The organism is Clostridium sp. 7_2_43FAA, from assembly GCF_000158375.2.
Lineage (GTDB): Bacteria > Bacillota > Clostridia > Clostridiales > Clostridiaceae > Clostridium > Clostridium tertium.
Genome location: NZ_JH815222.1, coordinates 1,587,762 through 1,605,844 on the forward strand (window position 1 = coordinate 1,587,762; position 18,083 = coordinate 1,605,844).

At 26.9% G+C, this 18,083-nt stretch carries 17 protein-coding genes and 1 pseudogene; 2 read left to right on the forward strand and 16 right to left on the reverse strand.

The window, feature by feature from the left end; all coding sequences use genetic code 11:
• Nucleotides 1–818: 818 nt before the first annotated feature.
• From CSBG_RS08990 to CSBG_RS09000, 3 genes are all read right to left on the reverse strand, one after another.
• The gene (locus CSBG_RS08990) at nt 819–1,928 is read right to left on the reverse strand and encodes a GTPase (RefSeq protein ID WP_008678863.1); all 1,110 of its coding nucleotides are present in this window, start codon (nt 1,926–1,928) and stop codon (nt 819–821) included.
• A gap of 224 nt (nt 1,929–2,152) precedes the next feature.
• Nucleotides 2,153–2,896, reverse strand: coding sequence for a hypothetical protein (locus CSBG_RS08995; RefSeq protein WP_008678864.1), 744 nt, complete (start codon nt 2,894–2,896; stop codon nt 2,153–2,155).
• Between the two features lie 208 nt (nt 2,897–3,104).
• A complete protein-coding gene (locus CSBG_RS09000; RefSeq protein ID WP_008678865.1) occupies nt 3,105–3,530 on the reverse strand; it encodes a nucleoside 2-deoxyribosyltransferase in 426 nt (141 codons plus the stop codon).
• Between the two features lie 353 nt (nt 3,531–3,883).
• On the opposite strand from CSBG_RS09000, the gene CSBG_RS09005 reads away from it, so the two are divergent.
• Nucleotides 3,884–4,633, forward strand: a complete 750-nt coding sequence (locus CSBG_RS09005; protein ID WP_008678866.1) for an acyl-ACP thioesterase domain-containing protein — start codon at nt 3,884–3,886, stop codon at nt 4,631–4,633.
• Nucleotides 4,634–4,732: 99 nt separating this feature from the next.
• On the opposite strand, the gene CSBG_RS09010 is transcribed toward CSBG_RS09005, so the two are convergent.
• From CSBG_RS09010 to yeiL, 4 genes are all read right to left on the reverse strand, one after another.
• Complete coding sequence (locus CSBG_RS09010) at nt 4,733–4,885, reverse strand: zinc-ribbon domain-containing protein (protein ID WP_008677353.1); 153 nt, start codon at nt 4,883–4,885, stop codon at nt 4,733–4,735.
• 201 nt (nt 4,886–5,086) lie between these two features.
• A complete protein-coding gene (locus CSBG_RS09015; protein WP_008678867.1) occupies nt 5,087–5,902 on the reverse strand; it encodes a hypothetical protein in 816 nt (271 codons plus the stop codon).
• A gap of 112 nt (nt 5,903–6,014) precedes the next feature.
• The gene (locus CSBG_RS17955) at nt 6,015–6,083 is read right to left on the reverse strand and encodes a DUF1697 domain-containing protein (RefSeq protein ID WP_083854791.1); all 69 of its coding nucleotides are present in this window, start codon (nt 6,081–6,083) and stop codon (nt 6,015–6,017) included.
• Between the two features lie 134 nt (nt 6,084–6,217).
• The gene (gene yeiL / locus CSBG_RS09020; protein ID WP_242825275.1) at nt 6,218–6,931 is read right to left on the reverse strand and encodes a transcriptional regulator YeiL; all 714 of its coding nucleotides are present in this window, start codon (nt 6,929–6,931) and stop codon (nt 6,218–6,220) included.
• Nucleotides 6,932–7,047: 116 nt separating this feature from the next.
• Between yeiL and CSBG_RS09025 the strand changes: the two genes are divergently transcribed.
• Complete coding sequence (locus CSBG_RS09025) at nt 7,048–7,866, forward strand: purine-nucleoside phosphorylase (protein WP_035285794.1); 819 nt, start codon at nt 7,048–7,050, stop codon at nt 7,864–7,866.
• Between the two features lie 707 nt (nt 7,867–8,573).
• Here CSBG_RS09025 and CSBG_RS09030 read toward each other — a convergent pair.
• The 9 genes and pseudogenes from CSBG_RS09030 to CSBG_RS18535 all read right to left on the reverse strand — a co-directional run.
• Nucleotides 8,574–10,436 carry a beta-glucoside-specific PTS transporter subunit IIABC gene (locus CSBG_RS09030; protein ID WP_008678872.1) on the reverse strand — a complete coding sequence of 621 codons (1,863 nt, stop codon included), beginning with the start codon at nt 10,434–10,436 and terminating at the stop codon, nt 8,574–8,576.
• 150 nt (nt 10,437–10,586) lie between these two features.
• On the reverse strand, nt 10,587–11,417 hold the full coding sequence (locus tag CSBG_RS09035; RefSeq protein ID WP_008678873.1) for a PRD domain-containing protein: 831 nt from the start codon (nt 11,415–11,417) through the stop codon (nt 10,587–10,589).
• Nucleotides 11,418–11,739: 322 nt separating this feature from the next.
• Nucleotides 11,740–13,173: a 6-phospho-beta-glucosidase gene (locus CSBG_RS09040; RefSeq protein WP_008678874.1), complete on the reverse strand. Its 1,434-nt coding sequence runs from the start codon at nt 13,171–13,173 to the stop codon at nt 11,740–11,742.
• 506 nt (nt 13,174–13,679) lie between these two features.
• Nucleotides 13,680–14,171 (reverse strand): annotated as a pseudogene (locus CSBG_RS09045) (right-handed parallel beta-helix repeat-containing protein); the annotation flags it as partial.
• A gap of 363 nt (nt 14,172–14,534) precedes the next feature.
• Complete coding sequence (locus tag CSBG_RS09050; RefSeq protein ID WP_008678876.1) at nt 14,535–15,392, reverse strand: AraC family transcriptional regulator; 858 nt, start codon at nt 15,390–15,392, stop codon at nt 14,535–14,537.
• Between the two features lie 10 nt (nt 15,393–15,402).
• Nucleotides 15,403–16,269 (reverse strand): transglutaminase-like domain-containing protein, encoded by an 867-nt coding sequence (locus CSBG_RS09055; protein WP_008678877.1) that lies wholly within the window; start codon nt 16,267–16,269, stop codon nt 15,403–15,405.
• 174 nt (nt 16,270–16,443) lie between these two features.
• Nucleotides 16,444–17,280 (reverse strand): FtsX-like permease family protein, encoded by an 837-nt coding sequence (locus tag CSBG_RS09060; protein ID WP_051005282.1) that lies wholly within the window; start codon nt 17,278–17,280, stop codon nt 16,444–16,446.
• A gap of 146 nt (nt 17,281–17,426) precedes the next feature.
• Nucleotides 17,427–17,630 (reverse strand): hypothetical protein, encoded by a 204-nt coding sequence (locus tag CSBG_RS18255; RefSeq protein ID WP_147568003.1) that lies wholly within the window; start codon nt 17,628–17,630, stop codon nt 17,427–17,429.
• 212 nt (nt 17,631–17,842) lie between these two features.
• Nucleotides 17,843–18,083, reverse strand: a 241-nt coding sequence (locus CSBG_RS18535) for an IS3 family transposase (RefSeq protein ID WP_008678878.1), incomplete at its 5' end; no start/stop codon positions are given.

The window sequence follows — 18,083 nt, forward strand, 5'->3', positions numbered from 1 at the left end:
ATGATTTTTTTATAAATATAAATAAGTATTCATTATTAAAAGTTAAATCTTTTAAAAAAGTTATTATTTTATATTTTAATCACTTTAAACTTACTGCTATTGAATTAGAGATAGTATTTGAAAATTCTTTAGGATTTTCAATATTAAATATATTTATAAAAAATTTGCTTAAAAATACTATTAAAGATTATAGTTTTTCAATAGTATTTTTAAGTATAGCCGTATTTTTAATATTTTGGGCAAATAGAAATATTAAAAAGTTTTTTACTACAAAATAATATATTTTTGAATAAACTGGAGGATTAGAATTTGTATAAATTAATATATTATAAAACTAATTTTATCTATGATATTCTTAATATATGAATTTTTTGCTTTTAAAAATCATAAGTCATTAAGATATAAGTTATTTCCACTAATAATAATTTTTTAAGTCTATTTACAATACTTTTTACTTCCTTTTTTATATCTATAGGTTACTATTACATATTTCTCATTTTATTTTTTGAGTTATGTTTAATAGTAATTATATCAGTACTTATATTGGAGGTTATAATAACACTTTTAAATAACAAATTAAACTTTAAGAAGATTATACTTTTAGCTTTAATACTTTTTATACTTATAATAGTATATTTCTTATGGCAAAGGACTTTTAAATTATTTATAAATATCTGGAGATATTATTTTAATGAAGATTTTCATTGATTATATAAAAATATTATTAAAGTGAAAACCTATGTTAAGTTGCTTAGCATAGGTTTTTCTATAAAGTAGTTAAGAATATTAATGTTTATATACTATTGTTTATTATCAATTTAGCTTTTATTAAAATGCTTTTTTAATTCGTCATACATCATTTGAGATATTTCTTCACTTTTAGTAGCTTTTCCTTCATATTGATTGGAGGCTACCCTTTTCATAACTTCTATGTAAGAAAAAGCTAAAGCTGTTGTTAATACACTTGCTGTTGTACCACTTATTGCTCCTCCAATAATAGTACCTGCAACTGGTATAAACTTAAGAAGGTTGCTTACTATTGTCTTTCCTGCAACAGTTGCTCCTGCAATGCCTCCAACTCCTGAGGCTATGGCTACTAGTAGTTCTTTGTCTACTTTAACACCAAAAATAGTGGTTATATGTGCAAGCATACCTACTTGTGCGGGTATAAGAATAGCTGAATCTGAAAAAGGAATTGGAGAAAAACCAACTCCAAAAGAAGTACCAATATATCCAAGAGCCCATTTAGTAGCTGCATCTACTTTTCTTTTTAAATCTACTTTCTGGGCATTATTAAAAGCCCTTCTTATCCCTTGAGGCAAAATTTGATAAGTTTTCTCGACAAGCTCATTTAATCCAAAGCTAGGTATCTCTATACTTCCAAATTTTATTGGCTCAGCAAGTATTCTTTGAATTCCTCTTATATCTAAATTCATGTTATCTATATATTTTTCAAGTTCTAAAGAGTTATCACTAAAACTTTGAGTTAATACTATAATAACAGGTACTTTTTTAGATAAATCTCGTATCCATTCAATTTCAAAATCTTCAATTCTATTTGAAGAAGAATTTAAACAATACCAAACCACATGTATTAAATCATCAGAATTTATATCTTTATTTCTATGTATTCTATCTATTTCAATATCTATATCATTTCTAACTTTTTCTTGAACATTTTTATCAAGCTCAAGTCCTCTGCTATCATATAAATTTATTGGAACTCCTTCTTTAGTAATTTTTTTTAGATGCTGAGTAACTGGTCTTCCAATTCCTGTTTTAGCTAGCTCTTCCCTAAATATACTATTAATTAAAGTGCTTTTCCCGACTCCAGTCTTTCCAATTAACATGATATTAGCTGGTGTTATTTTATTGTTTTCTTCATTTATTTTATCAAACAAATCATTTATAAAATTGTAGTTATCCATTTAAACACCCCCTATATTATTATAATAATTATCTTTAGTAATATCTATAAGTATATTATTATTTTACTAGCTTATTAATATGTATGTAAAAAGAAGTAGATTATCTACTTCTTTTTACATACACAATATTATTTATTTATAAATGTTCCAGCATTTATTAATTTCTATTTTTAAAATCACTGTGTTGTGAGTTTATTTAATAAATAGATATGTAGAGCTAGCTTTTATTTTCTAAATTTTATATACGCAATCATAATTGTAAAAAAGGCACCAGTCAAAATAAAAATATAAAATACTGCTCCGAAATTCCCTTTTTTGCTTTCGTTATAATTACCTTTATTATTTATTTCTTCATTATTTGTGCTAAATTTATTTTGATCTTCTCTATTTATTGAATCATTAATATCTTCATTTTCATCTATCATTAAAATGTTATTTAATGTTTCTCTGGATCCCCCAAACTCTTCTTCTACAACTTCTCCTATGTTATCAAGAATTTCTTTATTATCAATATTTCCTAGTACTTCTTTGGCAAATAGTTGAGTATTATTTTTATAAAACTCAAAATATTTCCCTAAATCATTCACATTCCCCTTAAATATTATATCATCTCTATTTTTCTCTTTAAGGTTAAAATTTCCGTCTTTAAAACTGAAATCTATATTAAGATTTAAATTATTAGCTATTGAAGTTATTTCTTTATATATATTTACTAACTCACTTATTTTAAATTCCTTAATATTGGTTTTATCTTTAATATTTTCTGATAACTCTTTACCCTTATCTACTATTTCCTCAATCTCTTCCTTACTTATATCTAAATTATTCATATATTCAACAAAACTTTCGCTATTTAATCCTATAGATTTGAGATCATTCGATGTATTTGCAGAAACTCTTATTATATCACTTATCAAAAAAACACTTATTGCTAAAATTATAATTGCTATCTTTTTGCTTACTTTCATATTCTAGCCCCCCTTATATTTAACTATTTAACTATTTAACTATTTAAATTATTGACAAGCAGAGGGCATTTTTAATCATTTAAAATGTGTTTTTTATGTTTGCCATTGCTCATTCCCCATAGCTCATCATCATAAGAGGAAAATTTATATGAATTTGTTGTTATAAGTCTTTTGATTTCTTCTTATTAAAATGCTTTAATTCTATTAATTAAAGCATTTCTCCTGTATAAAAAGAACTAGTTAACTTATTAAAATCATAATCTTTAAGTTCATCTAATGTTATATTAGCATGTGAACCCTCATGTACCATAAGATTACTATCTTTACCAACATGAACTAAGATAACAGGTTTGTCAGTGGCATACGCATAGCCAAGTTCCCATGCTGTTCCACTATCTGAATAGTTCCCATGATATATACCCACAACTATTTCGGACCACTTAATATGTTTTAAATCATTCATAAATGTTTCAATTGACCATTGACGAGAACCAACTTCAGCATGTTTATCCATTGGATTTCTCATAGGTGAAAACACCTCTAACCCCTTTTCTTCTAATATTTTCTCAACTATTTCTAAACATTCAACCTCTGTATCATTAAAAAATGGACTTGCTAAATAAACTCGTTTCATTTTCTTTTAACCTCCTTAAGTATTTCTTAAATTATTCTTTTGCTTGATAACTCTTTAAAATGATGTATATATACTGATCCACCTGAAAAGTTTCCCTTACCTCCTATTTAAGCTACTTTAAAAATCATATTTAATATATTCATTTAATTTTCCAACTATTAAAAACTCTACCACATATGTAACAAGCAATCAATAATTGGCAATACTTAAACTATAGTATTTATAGAAATATTTATTAATATTTATCCAGTCCATTAATCTCTATATCTCCTGTAAAATATATGAAATTTATAAAACTATGATACAATATTTAATATAAACACATGCAAACTTTATAAAAGGAGGAACTATAATTGAATAATATTTTTGAAAAGGAATATACAATAAATTTTTTTGATGTTGACTCTGAACATAAATGCAAATTTTCATCTTTAGGAGATTTCTTATGGGATGTTATTATATCCCAATCTGATTCTTTAGGAGAAACTAAGGAAGGCTTTGCTCAAAATAATTGTATTTGGGTACTTTTAAAATATGATATAACTATATATGAATACCCTAAATTAAGAGATAAAATAACAGTTCAAACTAAGGTATTAGGTACAAAAAAATTCTATGGTTATAGGCAAAATACTATTATGAACTCTGAAGGAAAAGTTATAGGAGAAGTTTTTTCAACTGCTATATTAATAGATTTTGAAAAGAGGCGTCCTATGAGAATATCTCCTGAACAAAGCAAAATATATGGTCTAAAAAAAGAACTCGATGAAGTACCTGTTTTAGATGATATTCCTAAAATTCAAAAAACAGACTATCTGAAAAACTATCCAGTTAGATATAGTGATATAGACTCTTATGGGCATGTTAATAATGTAAAGTATATTGAAATGGCTATGGATACTTTACCAAGATCTATTTTAAGCGAATATAATTTATTCAACATTAAGGTATTATTTAAAAAGGAAACAACTGATGGAGATACACTACATATTTCATCTGAAGTAATTTATGATGAAAGTAGCTCTATTAATACAATTCATAATATTACAAGTGATACTGGAGTACTTCTTACAAAACTGCATATTATATGGAAGAAAAAATGATATCATTATATAATAAATAAGGTTTTATTATATATAATTTATTATAATAAAACATCAAAAAAGGTTATAGTTTAAACTATAACCTCTAACAATCTAAAATTATCTTCTATTTTGTTCTTTTTTAGCTCTTCTACAAGATATACATCTTGTTGGCTCATTATCGAATCCTTTTTCTTTATAGAATTCTTGTTCTCCTACTGAAAATATGAATTCGCTTCCGCAATCTCTACATGTTATTGTCTTATCTGTCATAAATATTCCTCCTAAAATTAAAGATTCTAAATTGATATAATAATCTCTAATTTTTGAGAAACTATTTACCTAAATGAAACCTTTTTGTTAGCAACTTTGCTACTCATTTATAATAACATACTATTTATATCATTACAATACTTTTACTGAAAATATATATAAATAAATTTAATTTCTTCCTCAATTATATGATCTATAGTATTAAAAATCATTTTTTGAAATTTCTCTAGGCCATGAAAGTAAACTCTTTCTTGATATTTTTAACTGCTTCTCATTTGGAAAATATAAGTCACAGAAATAATTATGATAATTAGCTGTCCATACATATTTATCCCATACTTTTATATTTTTTTTATTTAATTCTAGCATTTCTTCAACCTTAACTTTATGCCTAAGAAGTAACTCTATTTGCACTCTTTCAAACTCATATTCATTATTGCATTCTATGTAATATTTAAATATAGTATTTAAATAATTTAAAAACCACTGGCCATCACTATCAATAAGTATTTTCTTGTGTTGCGGTGCAACATCATAATTATTTATGTACTTTTGTAATCTACTTACTGTCTTATAATCTAATATAATTCTTGGATAGCAAGCTAGATTACTCTCAGCATCATGCGCATCCAAAAGAGCAGGTCCAAAAACAATATCTTCATTTATATAAAATTCACCTACACTTACTCCGCCTCTAACAAAAAGACCTTCTATTGCTAAGTTAAATTGATATTCTGATACATTATCCAATATTTCATTTAACTCTTCTTCTCCATCATCCTTTATAGGATATCCAACAATCATATTATCAGTATATATTTTTATCTTTCCTTGACTGTACTTATTTGGTATTATACATTGTTTGTTCTTATTTATAAGAAAGTTAACCTCATTAAGCAGCTTGTCTCCATATCCTTTACTACAAGAGTCTACTATCATTTGTGAAAATCCTAATATATCTATAGTGCATACCATAGAATTAATAAGCTGTGGATTATCCTGATTATATTTTTGCATACTTATTCCAACACATCCTCACCTAATTTTTTCTATAGCTTTTATTTTAACATTTAAAGTAAGATATTGTGAAGATATTATGTCATTTAAATTAGAATTTATTCCAACCCTTTCATAATTTCATATCTATTTTATTTTTTCCACCAACATTTATTCCTCTTAGTAAAGCAACATATACCATTTATCTATTCCACTTTATTTTTATTTAATTAATTTATACATTTTTAAATATATAATTTTTAAAACCTCTTAATTTACATTTTACCATAATAGTTTTATAGTAAATTATTTTATTTATATATATTATTAATTGTTTTATTTATATAAATCTGCTGCAAGATCTGTCAGCATACTATTATCTACTACTTCAAAGTAAGAGCTTTTCTTTTTAAGAATACCACTTTTACAAAGTGATTTTAATGTTCTTAAAAGATGTCTATAACTTGTACCTAAAAGTTTTGCTATTTCAGTTAAATTTTCATCAAATATTAGTACATCTACTCCATTAACATTTACTCTTTCCCCAGTCGCTAATATATAACTAGCTAATCTATTTTCCAATGGATAAAGTAAGTTAATTGAACTATTTTTAGATAATTTTTTTAATTTTTCACTTAAAGACTCACACATAAAACGTAGAAACTTAACATCATCTAATAAATATTCCCTAACTTTTTGAATAGAAATACCTATACAATAACTATCTTCTAAAACTTGAATATTTGAATTAGCTGGCTCTAACTTCATAAATTCAATATCACCAATCATTTTTACTGAATTATAAAAACATATTAAAAGAGTTTTCCCATTGCTTAATGAGGAATAAACTTTTGCTTTTCCTTTTACTAAGAAAAAAAGATAGTTTGTACTTTCACCTTCTCTACAAATATGTTCTCCTTTCTTGAATAGGAAAAGTTCAGCATGAGAATTTATATCTTTACTGAAAAATTTATTTATATTGTACTTTTCTATGGACTTACTTATAGTTTGAAAATCGCATATTTTTTTCATAATCTTATCCTTTACCATATTTGTATTATTTAAATGATAATTTTTTCCTCTATTGTGACATATGTCATCATTACTTTCAACAATTTTATGATAAATTAAGTTTAAAAGTTAGTGGAGGTAATAAAATGAATAATATGTATGATAAAGTTGTAGAATCTACAAAATATATAAAAGATAAAATTACTAAATTCAACCCAAAGGTTGCAGTTATTCTTGGCTCAGGATTAGGTAATTTAGTTGATGTGTTAGAGGATAAAGAGTATATAGATTATAAAGATATTCCAAATTTTCCTCAATCAACAGTAGAAGGTCATGAAGGTAGATTAGTATTTGGAAAGATAAAAGGAATAGATGTATTAGCAATGCAAGGAAGATTTCATTATTATGAAGGATATACTATGAAGGAAGTTACATATCCTGTATATGTAATGCAACAATTAGGTATCCAAAAGCTTATAGTTACTAATGCTTGCGGAGGAATAAATACTGATTTTAAACCTGGTACATTAATGCTTATAAAGGATTTTATAAATCTATTTGGGGACAATCCTTTAATTGGAGTTAATGACAAAAGATTTGGAGTAAGATTCCCTGATATGTCTGAACCTTATAAATTAGAATTAATAGATAAAGCTAAATCAATAGCAGATGAAATTAATGTTGAATATAAAGAAGGCATTTATGCTGGCTTTATGGGCCCTTATTATGAAACTGCTGCTGAAATAGTTTCTATAGGCAGACAAGGTGCTGATGCTGTTGGCATGTCAACGGTTCCAGAAACTATAGCTGCTAATTATTTAGGAATAGATGTTCTTGGAATAGCTTGCATCACAAATATGGCAACAGGAATACAAAAACATAAACATTCCCATGCAAGAGTTGTAGAAACAGCTGAAAAAGCCTCAGCTAATTTATGTGCATGGGTTGCTAAGATTATAGAAAATATAGAATAATAATTTTTTGAAGAATTTCTTAAAGTAATAGTAACTTATGAATAGTAGATGCTATTTTAAATTGTTCTTAGAATATGTTTAAAGGACTTGCTTATAACAGTAAGTCCTTTTTTGCCTAATTGTTTCACCATTCAATATAGGTTTCCAAGATTCCTCAGCTTCCTACATTAATCCTGATAATAAACAACATCTATCTCAACATTCCAATTCAAGCATGTCATTTAATACACCTCTATCTCGGCTCGAACAAAATATCGTCCTATACCATCCACATATTACACACCTATACTCCGCAAAGCCATATTTGATATCGCTACACATTAAAGCTTTATTTACCACATCATAAATATGCTCTCGCATATTTTTCGGAGCTTGAAAACAATATTTATTTTTGAATTTATTATAGTTCTTCTTTAATATGCGTTTTACTGTTATCTTATCTTCAATTATCATATCTATATTTTATTAATTATCCACAGTTTTTAAAAATATAATTTCCTAAAGAATAAAAAAATAACACCATAAAGTTACAATCTTCACACTGTAACTTTATGGTGTTATGATTAGCAAATACTATGTTAATACTAATATATTATAATTACATCTATATTCTCACTAATAACTGAAGTTTTATTTCATACCAGATATTATGAGTAATATTTATAACTACTCATAATATCTACAATAAATAATTTTTATAAACTAAACTATATTACTACTGTTAATAAATCTTCTTTAAAATCTATTTGTTTTTTATCTACTTCTACAACATCTAAATAATTATCTGAGTTTGTTATGATTACTGGTGTGATTAAAGAATATCCTTCTTTTTCAATTGCTTTAATATCAAACTCTACTAAAGTCTGTCCTTTTTTAATTGTGTCTCCTTGTTTAGCTTTTAATGTGAAGTGCTTTCCTTCTAATTTTACAGTATCCATACCAACATGTATTAATATTTCTGCTCCATTATTAGTTGTGATTCCCATAGCGTGTCCTGTTGGGAATAGTGTTGTAAGTATTCCATCTGCTGGAGCTACAACTTTCCCCTCTGTTGGTATTATTGCTATACCTTTACCTAATGCACCACAAGCAAATGCTTCATCTTCAACATTTTTTAGTTCTGTTAATTTTCCTTTTAATGGGCTTGAAATAACTTCTTGTTTAACTAATGTATTTTCACTATTTTGTGAAACATCTGTATTAGAATTATCATCTTCCATATCCTTTGGATCTAATTTTACAAATAACATTGCTAAAAATCCTAAAATCAAACCTGCTGCCATTGCTATAACAACTCCATAAAATCCCTTGTCAGGTCCATTTGGTCCTATAAAATTTGGTAAAACAAATATTCCTAAACCACCTGGCATATATTTTTTAGATTCAAAGAAACCAAGGATACCTCCTGTAACTGCACCTATTATACAGCTCACTATAAATGGTTTTTTTCTTGGTAATGTAATACCATAAATTGCTGGTTCAGTAACACCAAAGAATCCTGAAATGATTGATGGAACACATAATGATTTTAATTTCTTATTTTTTGCTTTTAATGCTATTGCTAAGACTACACCTGTTTGTGCAAAACATATTGCAACTGAAGTAGCTACAATTGGATCGTATCCTAAAACTGTGAAATTGTTCATTGCTATTGGAACTAATCCCCAATGTAAACCAAACATAATAAATATTTGATAGAATCCACCGATAAATAAACCTGCTATAGTTGAGTTTAAATTATAAATTGTTAATGTTAAATTTCCTAATATTTCACTAGCATATGATGCTACTGGTCCTATAGCTAAAAAAGTAACAGGAACTACTACTACTAAAGTTAACATTGGAACAATAAAAGCTTTAACAATATCTGGGATAATTTTCTTAAATAACTTTTCAACATAAGATGCAAATACAATTGAAATTATAACTGGAATAACAGTTGAAGCATAACCACCTGAAGGCATTATAACTGGAATACCAAAGAATTCAATTGTCTTACCTGCAATTCCTGTTATTGTAGGATGAACAAGAGATGCACCTATTGCCATAGCTACAAATTGATTTACATTAAACTTCTTAGCTGCTGTAAGTCCTAAGAATATTGGAAAGAAATAGAATAAGCTGTCTCCAATTGTCTGTAGTATAGTATAAGCACCACTTTCAGGACTTAACCATCCCAAAGCAACAAACATTGATAAAAATCCTTTAATCATACCAGTTGCAGCTAATACTCCAAGTACTGGTTGAAAAACTCCTGATATAATATCAATTAATTTATCAAAAGTCTTCATCTTTTCTGAAGGATTATTTCCTGAACCTTCAGTAAGTCCTGCAACTGCAACTACATCTGCATAAACATCTGGAACATGATTTCCTATAACTACCTGATACTGTCCACCACTTTGAACAACTGTAACTACACCATCCATGTTTTTCAATACATCTGTGTTGGCTTTTTTTTCATCTTTTAACTTAAAACGTAATCTAGTTATACAATGAGTTAAACTGCTAACGTTTTCTTTACCTCCAACATTTTTAATTATTTCTTTTGCAAGATTTTCGTATTTCATAAGCAATCGCTCCTTTTAAATTAATCATAATCTTATATATAAAAAAGCAAGACCTAAAGTTTAATAATACTTAAATTACTTTTGTATTTTTAAACATATGGTCTTGCCTGATTTAACAGTAACAATCCTAAATATTTAATTGTTTCTATATTATCTATTTACAATACGCTTAATATGAAGTGTCAAGTAAAGCTGTTCTTCATGACTTAACTCTATATTTAAATATTTTTCTATCTTAAGCATACATTTATAAGCATCTTTATATTTTTCTTTTACTTGTGGTAAAAGAAAGTCTTCATTTTCATTTCTATACTGTGTTTTATTATTAAGTCTTTTAAAGAAAAATCTTAAATGAGTAATAAACCTTTCATAGTTTAAAGATTGTTCATCTAATTCAATATCATATGTATATTTCACAATATTTAGTATATCCTGAATCTTTTTGGTCATACTGTAAGCAATATCAGTTTTATCGCTTTTTCCATTAATCTGAGCTGTTATCAAGTGAAGTGCAATATTTCCGGCTTCTTCTTCATTAATCTTTTTACCAAGCTCACTTTCAATAAACTCTAAAGCCTTTAAGCCAATATTATATTCTTTAGGATAAAACTTTTTTATTTCCCAAATCAATATATTGGGTCTTTCTATTCCTTCATCAAATAATTTTAATGTATAACTTATATGATCAGTTAATGTTACATAAATATAATCATTAAGTTCACAGTTTAACATATTCTTAGCATATTCCACAATATCATAGCACAATGATATTTGTTCTGTAGGTATATGTTCTAAAATCATCTTAAACTTTTCTAAAGTATCCTTTTCCTTTAAAATAAAAGTTTTTTCAATTAATGATTCATCTACTTTATCGCCAACTTTTTTTCTAAATGCAAGTCCACATCCAATGATAACAGATTCTCGTCCATTGTCTTCTTTAACTATAACTGCATTGTTGTTAAAAATTTTATCTATCTTCAATGCATATCACCTCATACTCCATTCTATACTTGACTATATTAAAAAATAAAAAAACCTCAATTAATTTAAAGAAATAAATATCATATTTCTTCTACTTAATTAAGGTATAGCCTGATCGAATCAGTAACAATCCCAAGTTAATGTAACCGTTTATTTTCGACTTTATTATACTTTTTTCATGATAACTTGTCAATACTTTTTTATAACTTTATATGTTTTCATCAAAAATCTTCAAAAATTCGCCTTTGTTTTGCGTGACTATACTTTATTCTTCATTTTTGAATCAGCTTTTAAAATATAATAGAATTTAATATTAAGTCAGTTATAGTTCTTCTCCATTAGTTTTTATTACATTTTTGTACCATTCAAATGATTTTTTCTTCTTTCTGTCTAATGTACCTTCTCCTGCATTATCCTTATCTACATAAATAAAGCCATATCTCTTTTCCATTTCACCAGTACTTGCACTTACAAGATCAATACATCCCCAAGGAGTATATCCAATTAAGTCTACGCCATCTTTAACGGCTTCCTTCATTTGAATTATATGATCCTTTAAATATTCAATACGATAATCATCATTAATTGAGCCGTCTTCTTCAACTTTATCAAAAGCACCAATACCATTTTCAACTACCATAAGAGGTATATTGTATCTTCCATACAATTTATTTAAAACATATCTTAACCCTTTAGGATCAATCTGCCATCCCCAATCACTTGCTTTAAGATATGGGTTTTTAATTCCACTAACTAAATTTCCTGAAACTTTGTCTTTGCCACCCTCTGCTGATTCACAGTTACTCATATAATAACTGAATGTATAATAATCTACTGTTCCTTCTTTTAAAATCTTCTTATCTTCTTCAGTTATATCTAAAACAATATTATTTTCCTCAAAATATCTCTTAGCAAAGAAAGGATATTCACCTCTAACATGTACATCTCCACAAAGATCATTTGCCAATTGATCCATCTTCTGTGTAAGTAATATATCATCTGGATTACATGTATAAGGATATTTTGTCATATAAGCAATCATACAACCTATTTTAAAATCTTTATTAATACTATGACCAAGCTTTACTGCTTTTGCACTTGCTACAAATTGATGGTGAAGTGCTTGAAAACGAATCTGCTTTTTATCATTTGGGTGTAAAAAGTCTTCTGTGCCTTCATTTAAAATACCAAGACTAAGATATCCTCCTACTGGTTTTGTACCACAATTAATTTCATTAAATGTAAGCCAGTATTTAACTTTATCCTTATATCTGTTAAATATTACGTTACAGTAGTTAACAAAAAAATCTATTACCTCTCTTGAAGCCCATCCATTATATTTTTTAGTTAAATTAAAAGGCATCTCATAATGTGAGATAGTAACTAATGGCTCTATATTATATTTTTTTAATTCATCAAAAACATCATCATAAAACTTTAATCCTGCTTCATTAGGTTCTTTATCATCACCATTAGGGAATATACGTGTCCATGCTATAGACATTCTAAATACCTTAAAGCCCATTTCTGCAAATAACTTAATATCATCTTTATATCTGTGATAAAAATCAATAGCTTCATGACTTGGATAATTTAATCCATCAATAGTTTCTCTAGTAATTTTACGTGGAATAGTATGAGTTCCTGCTGTCAGCATATCACTTGTACTTGTACCTTTTCCCTCTAAATTCCATCCACCTTCAAATTGGTTAGCAGCTGTAGCACCGCCCCATAAAAAATCTTTACTGAATCCCATATAATGTTCCTCCTTATTTTTAGATAATTTAAATATACTTAGATTTACAAATTAAAATTATTTATTTAAAAATAAAAGACCCATCTGTAGAGATATAAGCACTTGCACAAAATGCAATTCTTATAAACTCATACAAATAGGTCTAGCTTGTCTTTCAACAATAACCATCCAATTGTTATATTCACATTATAAAACATTTTAAACATTCTGTCAACGGTTTCACTTTTTTCTTTTTAAACACCTCTATTTTTGATTGTAATACAGGCAGTGGGGTTCTAAGCTCAGGTGCTGCTAACGAATTTTTTTGATTTACATATGAATTATGAATTTTCTCTAACATAATATTAAAAGCTTATGAAAATAACTAGTAAAACTTTTATAATTTTACTAGTTATCTTTTAAATATATAATGTGCCCAATTAGATATTTTTTATCTTTCAATACTCCAATTATAGTTTCATAATAATAAAATTATTTTTTAATTCTTCCTCATTTTATAGGCTACTTTAAATAAATCCGTAGTTATTTTTTACTGTTATATTAGAAGTATTCTCTTTCTCAAAATAAATTCCATTAGAATAAGTATCTACATATTCTATTCTTTCATTATTTTCTACTACTACGTCTTTGGCCTTAACTATTTCTATAGTTCCTTGATAATACTCATCATAGATTGGTAATTCATTTTGACTTGAGCCGTAAACTCTTCCATTAAAGGTTTCTGTATTAGGATTTATTATAGTATTGTTTAAAATAAAAATATCTGAGCATGAAGATAAGTAAAAAGCTAGTTTCGGACAATCTATTATAGTGTTATTTTCGAAAATTATATTATTAAATATTGGATAATTACATCTTCCATCTGGAAGATACACTCCCATATATATGACAGCCATAATCCACCTGTTTAAATCACAGCTTTCTATAAAGTTATTTCCCTCTATTAGCCAATTAGAGCCATGAATTAAAATTCCTCTCGCTCTATTTGAATGAAACTTATTGTTTCTTAAATATAGTTTTCAGTACAATATCTTCTGTTAAAAATAATAGTTTTTTCATTTAAATTTTCTGAAACATTATCTTCAAGTTCAATAATACAGGTTACTTCTTCTTCATTATATTTTACAGACTTAACTTTTGAAGAATATCCAGTTTCAAAATTTATATTTATATATACAGATTGTAAAATAAGCCAATGACACTTTTAATATCATTGGCTTAATATAAATCTTTTAAAAACCTCTATTTATTTTGGTTATCCATATATACTGTTCAGAGTACAAGAAGTCAAAACACTAGCTTTCAATTTAGTGCTAAGATAAATTAGTTCAATTTATTTTGCAATTTAGGAACTACTTTTATTAATAAGGAATAATAGGGATATAGAGATCAGCAACAAGTTCCCCTTCGGTGTAATAATAATATTCAATATCATCAATGTTTCGATGTTTATATTTTGATTCACTAAGCCATACTGAATATATATAATCCCAAGTTTTTTGTACACTTTCTGTTATTGGTCCAATAACTCTAAAAACTGCATAAAGTGAGGGTTCTAATCTATATATCACCATATTCTCTGGAACATATTCCATAGTATTAACTTCATGACCTATCATATAATCAAATACATTGCCTTGAGAAAATATACAAATTCCCATAATTTCATCAGCACACTTACGATTTATTATCTTTTCACTTTCTTTCTCATTATTCCACTTTTGCCACAATAATGGTATGTCTTGCAAATTGCTCCCATCTGCCTTTACCTTCCACTTCTTTCCTACTACATATCTTTCAGAAAGATTACGATACAAAGGAGTTAATCCCTCTGTAGTTAGTTTTAATTGAAACATCATATAATCAACATTTATTGGTTCTCTTATAAAATAAAGCAAATTATCTCGTCTTACCTCTGATGGATTTCTTCCATAAACTTTTTCAAAAGCCCTACTAAATCCCTCTCTTGATTCGTAGCCATATTTTATACCTATTTCTACAATAGACTTATTTGTATATACCAATTCTTTTGCAGCTTCTGTAAATCTTCTCTTCCTAACGTAATCCTTCATTGAATCTCCAACTATACCTTTAAAAATACGATGAAAGTGATAAAGAGAATATCCCGCTTCTTTTGCGATTGCAGATAAATCAATATCCTCCTGCAAATTGTTTTCAATATAATTTAATGCTTTCTTTATGGAATTTATATAACACATATCCATCACCTTATTTTAAACTATTAATAACCTTATCCAAATCCTCAGGTACTTTTATTTTATCATTCCTTTGAACATAATTATATAAATCCTTAAAGTTATTATCAACATTCATAGCAAGCCTAGATAAATGATCCATTACTTCATAGTCTTTCTGTATCCATTCTTCTATTGGCATACTTTTATATCCTTCCCATATATCCCATGGCTGCATTTCTAGCTTTAGTAGTGAATTAGCATCTAAGATTAAATTACATCTTAAATAATCATATCCCCACCATTTAAAAATCCCAAACAACTCAGGTTCAATTAAGCCTTCTCGGCACATCATCCAAGCTCTTGGCCCTGTTATGAAGTACTCTTTGCTTATATCTAGAGGGTCAAAAGTCACTTTTAATTTATCTATCTGGATGTCATCTAGTTGTGCATCAACCATTACCCACCTTTTCTTATCTTCATTCCAATATTCAATAACCCAATGATCAATATATTTGCCTTTTTCTAAATAACTTGCAAATCCACACCTTGCCCTAGCGGGAATACCTGCCTCCCTGCAAAGTGCAACTGCTGCTAAAGTAAAATCACGACATATCCCTATCATTTTATTTACATTTTGATTTTTATTAGATATATGATTATATCCAATATTTTTAAAAAAAATCAGTTTATCTTCAAACCCTCGTACAAATGGCTCTTCCTTTCTTTTATCACTAAGCTTCACTCCATAAGTCTCACTCCACTGTTGATGGAGCAATATATTTTGTACATAAGATATAATAGTTTTTATATCCTTTGGTATATTGGTAACCATATCTTTCATGGTTTTTATTTCTGTCATAATACCATGCTCTTGATAAAATCTAAGATTATTTTTCATTATAATAATCACTCCTATCATTTTAATAGATACTAGGAATAGTTTTAAAACTCTTTGTATTCTACTTTAATGCAATTATACTATCCTCAGAATCATGATGAGTGATATTTTGTGCTTTTTTATTAATAAGAAATATTAAAATGAAAATCACTATAAATTAATAATTAAATAAAATTAATTATTAACATTTCTCTTAAAAGTATAATATGTTCCTCCAAAGTAACATATATAAATTCCAATCATTAAAACAATTCCAGTAATTATACTTAAAATATATGTGGTATCACCAATATAGGTCCTAATTATATCTTTATAAATCAGATAATAATTATATATAAAAATTACAACTCCTATCATGGCTATAGCAATAGAAATTATAAAATACAGTGAAATTTGCTTTAATATAATCTTACTAATTTCCCTATCCTCAACACCTAATCTTTTTAGTACATTAAATCTATCTTTATGCTCAATAGAATCTGCAAGCTGACTAAGTGATAAAACAGTTAAGCTTATCATAAGTAATACTACACCTAAATATATTCCAAGAATTCTCATATCCCAAGTCATATTTAAGATATTATTAGTTTCTGATGATTTTATTCTTACTCTAACTACACCAGATGTTATATTATATTTTTCACTATACTTTTTAACGAATTCATCATTGCTTTTTCTAAACCACTCATTAACATAATTATATTGAAAATCATCAGCTTCTTCATAACTCATTTTATTATTAATATTAGCTACAAAATTCTTCTCTGCAAAAGTAAGATTATCACATATTTTATCTGGTAATATTATAATATTATTTGAATAAGATCCATAAATTCCTTCTCCAATAGATTCTTTATAGTATGAATTTTCACTAAGCTTTAATTCTACTCCGTTAATATTCAAGTTAGCATGATTTTTTATATAACTATTTATTTCTTCATCATTGACTGCACTATGCCATTGAGTTGTAAATTCATTATCCTTAAGCCCTATTTCATCATATCCAAGCATACTTCTTAATTTATTAAAATCACTTAATTTTATGGCTGTAGTTGAAACATTATTTTTATCTTTGTTATAAAAATCCTCTCTATTTATAAAGTATTTTTCTACCTCACAATAACTATTTACATCATAACCATTATCATTTAAGTGATCTATAATATCACTTTATCTAATTGAGGTAGCTCTTTGATATCAGTTATATTATTTTCTGTTAAAAATCCATTACTATAATTATTTCTTATTTCCACATCATAAGGAACTCTCATATCTAAATATCCTAGTGCCAACTGAGCCATTACAAGTGTAATTATAAAACTTATCATTGCTCCTAAAAAGGTCATTGCTATGGTAGCCATTAGTATTGGAGCTGACTTTATCTTAGATACTAGTGTCCCTATTAAAAATAAATTTGTTCCTTCATACTTGAAATTAACATACTTATGAATTAACTGATAAAATTAGCATAATAACTTATTATATCCATAATAAAGTAAAAAAAGTAGTATTAGGTAAGTTATATAAATTCTGAACCGCCCCCTGTCAAGTAGACAGGGTAAATAATATAAAATTATGCTGCTAAGGTGTGGCTTCTATATTCAATAGGAGCCATACCTTTTAGTTTCTTTTGTAATCTTTTTGTATTATAAAATTTTATATATTCATCAATAGCTTGTTCAAGTTCTTCAAAGATTGAAAACTTTCTTAGATAGTACATTTCTGATTTTAAAGTACCCCAAAAAGCCTCCATAGGCCCATTATCAATACATCTACCTACCCTAGACATACTTTGCACTGCATTAATTTTATTT

Bases quoted from the DNA above. Each gene is read 5' to 3' on its own strand.
- CSBG_RS18255 (WP_147568003.1), bottom strand. From the start codon at position 17,630: ATGGCTACCATAGCAATGACCTTTTTAGGAGCAATGATAAGTTTTATA.
- yeiL (WP_242825275.1), bottom strand. From the start codon at position 6,931: ATGGTAAAGGATAAGATTATGAAAAAAATATGCGATTTTCAAACTATA.
- CSBG_RS09025 (WP_035285794.1), top strand. From the start codon at position 7,048: ATGTATGATAAAGTTGTAGAATCTACAAAATATATAAAAGATAAAATT.
- CSBG_RS09050 (WP_008678876.1), bottom strand. From the start codon at position 15,392: ATGTGTTATATAAATTCCATAAAGAAAGCATTAAATTATATTGAAAAC.
- CSBG_RS08995 (WP_008678864.1), bottom strand. From the start codon at position 2,896: ATGAAAGTAAGCAAAAAGATAGCAATTATAATTTTAGCAATAAGTGTT.
- CSBG_RS08990 (WP_008678863.1), bottom strand. From the start codon at position 1,928: ATGGATAACTACAATTTTATAAATGATTTGTTTGATAAAATAAATGAA.
- CSBG_RS09000 (WP_008678865.1), bottom strand. From the start codon at position 3,530: ATGAAACGAGTTTATTTAGCAAGTCCATTTTTTAATGATACAGAGGTT.
- CSBG_RS09055 (WP_008678877.1), bottom strand. From the start codon at position 16,269: ATGAAAAATAATCTTAGATTTTATCAAGAGCATGGTATTATGACAGAA.
- CSBG_RS09030 (WP_008678872.1), bottom strand. From the start codon at position 10,436: ATGAAATACGAAAATCTTGCAAAAGAAATAATTAAAAATGTTGGAGGT.
- CSBG_RS09010 (WP_008677353.1), bottom strand. From the start codon at position 4,885: ATGACAGATAAGACAATAACATGTAGAGATTGCGGAAGCGAATTCATA.
- CSBG_RS09015 (WP_008678867.1), bottom strand. From the start codon at position 5,902: ATGCAAAAATATAATCAGGATAATCCACAGCTTATTAATTCTATGGTA.
- CSBG_RS09040 (WP_008678874.1), bottom strand. From the start codon at position 13,173: ATGGGATTCAGTAAAGATTTTTTATGGGGCGGTGCTACAGCTGCTAAC.
- CSBG_RS09060 (WP_051005282.1), bottom strand. From the start codon at position 17,280: ATGCTTGGATATGATGAAATAGGGCTTAAGGATAATGAATTTACAACT.